Here is a 7,046-nt window from a genome sequence, read left to right as displayed (position 1 = left end):
TCAAATTGTCTCTATCAATCTACAAGTGGGTCCAATAATCTGTATTTTTAAATACAAAATTAGATGCGCTTACCCTGCTTTACCAGCTTGTGGCATAGTCCATAAAAGTTGGTCTAACAGGTGGGAAATTGCCCGTTCTCCCCATTTCAATTTCGACAAAGTAGGCGTACTATCTGCCTCAAATAAAGCACCGCCCAAAGGCTTAATATTTAATTCAGTACATGATAAACCTTCAGCAAATAAACGGAATAAAGCCCGCAATCCATTCTCTAAAAAACTGCCTGTTTCCCATCCTTCATCTAGCACTTTGCGAGCATGATTCGCCAGCGCCATACTCGGAGAAAAAGTATTGCGCCACAAACTTGTAGAAGCAAAACTAAATGCTTGTGCGGGGTTATCGCTACTTTCTAATTTGAGGATAAATAGTAAGCGATAAACAATAATTAATCCTTCTTTCCACAGTTGTTTTGCTAAATTTCCTCGACTAATTCCACTCGGTAACAAATCTGTTTCCGTGTGGGTGTTTGTCTCCCCTAGATAAATTTTGTTGCGATTTTCAGGACGATCTAAAATCTCCTGAATAAACCTTTCTACGGCACGCCGCGCCTGTACTCGTAATTCCTTCGTTACCCGCGCCTGCTGCAACCGCGCTTTTTCCACTAATTCCGGTAACGCCTTCACCCCATTGGGAGGCACCAACGCCAACAGCAATAAAAAAGAATCGGGAATATTTCTGCTGCGTTTCCAATAGGGGTCAATAGCAATGGTAATCTGGGAATCAGGGCGAGCCGGATCTGAAATTAATAACCGTAATTCCACCCCATTTGTTAAGAGTCCCAACCGTTCCCCACAAGTTAGTAATACTCTTTGGGCAATGCGTAAGTAACTATAGCGATAAGCAGCACCCCGTTTTGCTGGCGCATCTAAATCTGTTTCAAAATCAGTACACCAAACCCTTAATTTAGTTGAATTATCGGCAGTTATCAGCACTTCACCGCCTGACTCCAAACCTTCGCGGGTTTCCACTTCACCGCCTGATTCAATGCGATCGTACCCCAACAACTTCACCAAGGGGGTAATAACATGATTTCTCACCCGCAATACACCGCCTCTAGTCGCCAATTCTCGCAACTTGCGACGATAAACTTGCCAAGCTTCGTCTAATTCCTTGCCTTCATTCCCCGTTGTTTTGGGTAAACGTTTCGCCTTAATCAGTTCCTTCTCTAACTCAAACCGCACAAAGGGTTCAGGTAGTGCTGGCCCGGTGAAAGTACAATGTTGGAGTAGTTCAAGCGTCATAATTTACCTCTGGAACCAGCATCAAAACACCCAAGGGGAAAATTTCTGGATTACTCAGCGCTAATCTTGACTGTATCATGTCCCAACGCTGGCGATAGATACGCAACACCCCGTCCGCTTCGCTACGCAGTTTCGCAGGTTGAGTGACATCAGTGGCATAAGCAGCTAACCTTTCCAGGGGGTCTTTGAGATACATCCATTCTGACTGAAAAGTTGCCTCTTCTGAGTTAGCGGTGTCAAATAAACTCATTTGAACAGCAGTGACAACTTCTCCGGTGATTTCCTGAGTTCGCAGTTGCAACCATTGGGCGATCGCATCTTGTTCCCGTTCCAACTCAAGGGTATATCCCCGAACAAATTCTTTCGCTGCTACCGGCCAACCTGCTTCAGCAGTTGAGTGCGCCGAACTTTTTGCCGTTTCCCATCCCTGCTGAAAATAATTTTGCCAAACATCTGTGGTATTAATTGCCCGTTTTGGATCTATCAAACATAACCATTGGTTAGCTTGCAAATAAAACTCTGTTTCTCCTTCACGGGTAATCTTCACCGCCAATACTCGCTCAAATTCTGGCCCCATTTTGCTAGCAACCCGACCGAGAAAGGTAAATAGTAAAGTAGGACTTGGAACATCTGCTTTTACTACACTAACGCGAGGGTCTTGGCTATAGGAGTCTGCATTGCCAAAAGATAAGTTTCGCACTCGGTCTAAAGCACGTCTGACTAGAGGATGGGCGCGACCCAAAAATCCCACAGGGCGGTTTTGGGCATCGCGGGTAATGTCCAAATTCGTAGTTAACCGCAAATAGCGCGTATTTGCATCATATCCCGGTAATTCCTCCAACCCATAACACCAATTTGAGGGAAGCCGCACCTCGAAAATGTCAGTTTGTGGCGTTTCCCGAAAGTCGCCGCCATCCAGATAAACGGCATCGCGGACAAAACTTAGGAGGTTGACTGATAAAGTGCGATCGCCTTTTTCCTTTGCTTCCCCTGCTTCCGTCAGCAGTCGCGACTCTGCATTTAACCCAGCATCTCCTAACCAAGTATGGGTGCGTGCTGCTTCCCGAAATCCTTTTAAAGAATGGTCAATTTCTTCTAATAATTCGCGAGTTGCTGGATCGGTTCCCTCATTTTCATCTGCTGTTTCTAAATTAACTAATAAGGGCGTATCATCTTCAAAAAGTTTCGCATCTTCATCCATCAATCCCTTTAATAATTTAGCAGTAGTAGCATCCGTAGAGGTTGTTAACCCCAAAGTATTTGGCACAAAAGTTAAAATAGCTCGTTGTTTTTCATACTTAGCAATCAACCGCAGTAAGATCCGCTCTTCAAAAGTTCCCCGTAAAAACAAATAGCTGACTATTGGATCGAGTTCTTGCCCAAAACGGTCAATTCTTCCATTGCGTTGTTCTAATCGATTGGGATTAAACGGTAATTCTAAATGAATTAAATGATGACAGCGTTGCTGTAAATTCAAACCTTCTGCGGCGGTATCAGTGCTCACTAATATTAAATTAGTATCTGTGCGAAAGCGATCGGTAATTTCTAAGCGTACCTTATTTGCATCATCACCAGAAAGTATCAATACTTCGCCCAGTTTTGCCGCTTGAATTGCTTTTACTGCTGCACGTTGACTGGTGATATACTCTGTGTAAATTAGTACGTTAGTATTTGGTTCACAAGAACGAATTTGTTGAATTTCTTCAATTAATTGGTGTAATTTTGGGTCTTGTTCAATTGCAGCCTCAGCTAATTCAACTAAGTTATCCAAGGCTGCTACTAAATTAGAAATTTTTGCCACACTCCGCGAACCCGACCGAACATCCCGTTCTAATTCAGCTAACTTTTGCGCTAATTCTTCTGCTTCTAAGGCAGATTGTTCTTGTTCTTCTTCAAAACTAACCGTACCAAACCGTTCTAATTTCCGATAGTAATCTCGTAAGGTTTTTAACCTTTGCCTTTTACTTTCTTGAGTTTCCGAACCTTCTGTTAGCAACTGTTGAAATCGTTCGACCACCACTGTTAATGTTGATTTACAAGCAGCCACAGTGGAAACACTGCGTTTGAGTAAAGCAATAAATGCTAACACATCGTTATAACGCTTATTCCTAAAAGCGCGGCGGAGTTCCGGTGCAATTAATTCCAGTAACCCCTGTTGTAACGCTACAAAATTAGGATGTAATGTTGGCGAAGCTGTTACCGATATTGGTCGGACGATGCGAGTTTTGAAGCGTCCGGGAATATGAGATTTCAAGCGACGGACAACATGGCGACGATAGCGATCGCCTCTCAAACTTCCTCTTCCATCTATCAAAGAAGGGTCTAACAGTTCGCACAGAGATGCAAAGGAACGGTCATTGCCATCATGAGGAGTCGCCGTCAGCAATAGTAACGAGTCACAGCGACGCGCTAACACTTGGGCAAGTCGGCGGCGCTGAGAATCTTCCCGATCCTCGATCGCGCCTAAGTCCATACAGTGATGCGCTTCATCCAACACCACCATGTCATAACTCGCTCTTTCGAGCAAATCGATAATTTTTTCCTGTTTCAGAAAATCGATGGAAGCAATGCCCAAAGAAACATGGTCAAATGGGTTTGCGCCTAACTCCGTCCCCCGGCGAATTTCTTCCAACCTAGCGCGGTTAATTTCATCCATCCGCAAACCAAACCGTTCTGCCATTTCCAGTTTCCACTGTTCCAACAATGGCCCTGCCGGACAGACAATTAAAATCCGATGCACCACTCGCCGCGCCATCAACTCAGTAATAATTAACCCTGCTTGAATAGTTTTCCCCAAACCAACTCCATCTGCCAACAGCAAACGCACCCGACTCATGCGAATAGCACGCAGAACCGGAACCAGTTGATAAGATTCAAGGTAAAGACGACCTGGTTGAACTGCCAGCAGCGCATCAGTTCCCAGTGCTTGTTCCAGAAGAAAAGCTTGGTGGTACACTAACCAGTTACTTAACGGTGCAGCGCGGTCTGGACGCAAATCGCGAATTACTGGTTCAATAGATTCAAAAGGATGGAGGAGGTCAAATTCTTCCCCGCGCAGTTCTGCCTCTAAGCAGCGCAGACGGTAGAGGGTTTGCTGCCCTAGTTGGGTACTGCTTACTACTTCCCAGCGTAGCGATCGCGCTTCGACTTCCGTGCCTGCCAGCCAGTTTACCATACTTAATTGTCGGTTGTTCCAACTTTTTTTACTGTAGTTTAGACTAAATAAAGATGAGAACGGTGGCTTTAAGAAGAACCAGAGCCACCGCGCCGTCCGAGAATGAGGATGAAAAATAAAACCTATCCACTCCTTAAATGAACAGTGAACGATTAAAGGACTTTCGTCAAGCAGCATACAATTTATTAGTGAAAGCTCTCCTCTGCAACATTCGAGCTCATGGATTCAGTGATGACCACTCCGAATGCGTCATGTTTAGCGGAATTTTCGCTCAATCCATTATTCTATCGTCAGTGATCAACCTAGAGATGGCAAGGGGTGGAGCCATATTTTTTAAGCAGCATCAGTTTTAGTTCGAGGGGCAACATCTAAGTCTCGCAAATAATTTCTAGACACCTTGTGTTGTGTTGTGTATTGTAGAAGGGTTCCCACTGGTTGGGGACACTAATTTAATGAAAGCTCTCCTAGCTAAAAAAAGGAACATACCTTATTGGCGCCCTTACTTGTTAGGGACACTAATTGGCTAGAAACTTTCGCCGCCTAAAAGGGAAATTCCTGATGGGCATCTCTACTCGTTAGGGAAAAAATAAAGGGAAAAGCTCGGATAGCCTATGTGGCAGTCTGGGCTTTTCGGTTTTTGCTCACTGGCGGAAAGTTAGGCGCTCGATGAGATGAGCTAGGTAGGGAGTGTTTTAAGGCAGGTAAAGCTTTTTGTAGTGAGTGCCTCAGCTATCTTGAGTATGTACCTGTAGCACAAGCAATATTACCATTTTGATAAGTCGGTTCTGGCGGTTTAATTGTACCGACAGCATCATTTTTGCACACTATAGATGTGGTCATTATCTTACTTTTAGATGTCTTGGGCTTAACTTTTGTAGCAGGAATTACAAACACGCCACCGACAAAGCTTCTATAATTTTTTTGCTTTGAGATTGCATAATTAAAGGTTGCCTGTTTTGTGACTAAAAAGGAATATGTGTAATTTTTGGGGTCAACATTAATATCAACTTTTAGAGGCTTGAGAGAAGTGGTAAAAGCACTTTCTTTGGCAAAATGGGCTTCCTGGCGTTTGTTGTAGGATCTAACATACTCTTGGGCCATTCCTTCCCTTACGTACCTAACTCTACTCATAAATGTCGTTACAATTCCCCAACCAAAATATCCAATCACCATCCAAACACATAAATTTCCCACATTTTTAATTAAAAAAGTAGCTAATTTAGAATTTTGTTGCCTCATTGTTTTGTATCCTGTGTTTCTGCTGTAAGGACTTTAGTTTGGTTGCACAAGTTCAGTAATGCGATCGGCTATTGGGGGATGAAGCAGAGAGCGCCTCTTACATTGCACTTTTAGCTCTTATCGGGCGGGGGAAGTGGCGGTAGGGTTTTGTAGGGCTTGATTCTGGGTTGTGGTAATCCGACTCATCATTAAGAAATTGTGCCATGATTCTACCAAACCCATAAGGCAAAAAACGCTCACGGACAAGAAAAACTTGATATCCCAAACATTACAACTCGTCAACCGCACTACTGACCCGAATATACTGGCGCACTAGGGAAAAATTAGCGATCGTTGATCGTTTCTTTACCTGGACTCACCGCATCTCCGTGAATAGCTGATGCGACCCCGTTGCTAAATCGGTTTTGGAAATATTAGCCATTCAGGAAAGTTTGGACATCAAATAAACTGAGTTGCCCCACACTTGTACTTAGGGCTTTGCATCTTCGGTTCGGCTTTGATAACCCATTACGCCAACCCGGATAGGATGTGGCTGGCCATCCCGTGCTGATGAAAGAGGGAATCTTGGCAACTTCTTGGAGCCATGTTTTGTAGGGAGTGTATTGTCTAAAACCGAAGGAAAAGCGCTCCTTTGATATCCATTTCTTAGCGCTTTTCCCTTCTATTGGTTCTCCCATGAGCAAGCATTGAGCTTCGTACTCTAACAGAGCGTTGGCAATGCTACGAATTGCTTTATCCCTCCAAGTAAATTCTTTCATGGGCTAACTCCGCGTTTGCTACATTATGGGTGTTTTGTACCCATGCCGGGGCTGTAATATCGAGACTTCTCCGGCATAGATAATTTAGTTGCTCTCTAATTGCTGGTGGTATTTCCTAGTTTCCGAGATTCTACGCTTGAGGGTGTCTAATGCCATCACCGCTGTCCAATTACCCCGATTAGCTAATTGGATATATTGCTGTATCAATTCTTCGGTGATTTGTTGGTCTAGCCACTGCACCAATTCTGCGGTTGCTTGGCGCGCTTGGGGATTGGTGTTGCCGAATATCTCGAACATTCCCAAACGCTGCATTTGCTCTAAGGTCATACTTTCCACCGCTTTCACGGCTTCTTCAAACTCTTGGGCGGTCAACTGGGACGGCTCATGGGGATGCTGCTGTAACAGGAAATAATCAATTTCTTTGTACGCGCCGACATACATTTTATGGCGAACAGTGTTGCATAAAATTGCGTGTTCGGGCAATTCATCATCAGAGCCTAAGGGGCTTGCAATTAAATATAACCCCAGTTATGCTAGAAGGGTAGGAAACAAAAAATCTGACATGAGCGGTTGTG

General features: G+C 44.1%; 5 protein-coding genes. All 5 read right to left on the bottom strand.

The genetic code is table 11. From position 1 onward, the window contains the following. Positions 1-69 precede the first annotated feature (69 nt). Positions 70-1,299: a hypothetical protein gene (locus QUB30_RS32605; RefSeq protein ID WP_333342315.1), complete on the bottom strand. Its 1,230-nt coding sequence runs from the start codon at positions 1,297-1,299 to the stop codon at positions 70-72. Then, positions 1,289-4,651 (bottom strand): helicase-related protein, encoded by a 3,363-nt coding sequence (locus QUB30_RS32600; RefSeq protein ID WP_333342313.1) that lies wholly within the window; start codon positions 4,649-4,651, stop codon positions 1,289-1,291. The genes QUB30_RS32605 and QUB30_RS32600 overlap by 11 nt, the downstream gene beginning before the upstream one ends. Positions 4,652-5,203: 552 nt before the next feature. Next, the gene (locus QUB30_RS32595; RefSeq protein WP_333342311.1) at positions 5,204-5,713 is read right to left on the bottom strand and encodes a type IV pilin-like G/H family protein; all 510 of its coding nucleotides are present in this window, start codon (positions 5,711-5,713) and stop codon (positions 5,204-5,206) included. A gap of 413 nt (positions 5,714-6,126) precedes the next feature. Then, positions 6,127-6,471, bottom strand: coding sequence for a hypothetical protein (locus tag QUB30_RS32590; RefSeq protein ID WP_333342310.1), 345 nt, complete (start codon positions 6,469-6,471; stop codon positions 6,127-6,129). Between the two features lie 84 nt (positions 6,472-6,555). Beyond that, positions 6,556-6,954: a hypothetical protein gene (locus tag QUB30_RS32585; RefSeq protein WP_333342308.1), complete on the bottom strand. Its 399-nt coding sequence runs from the start codon at positions 6,952-6,954 to the stop codon at positions 6,556-6,558. Positions 6,955-7,046 lie beyond the last annotated feature (92 nt).

The organism is Microcoleus sp. BROC3 (assembly GCF_036702515.1).
Lineage (GTDB): Bacteria > Cyanobacteriota > Cyanobacteriia > Cyanobacteriales > Microcoleaceae > Microcoleus.
Note: the sequence above shows the minus strand (reverse complement) of the source record. Positions and strands in the feature narration are given on the sequence as shown.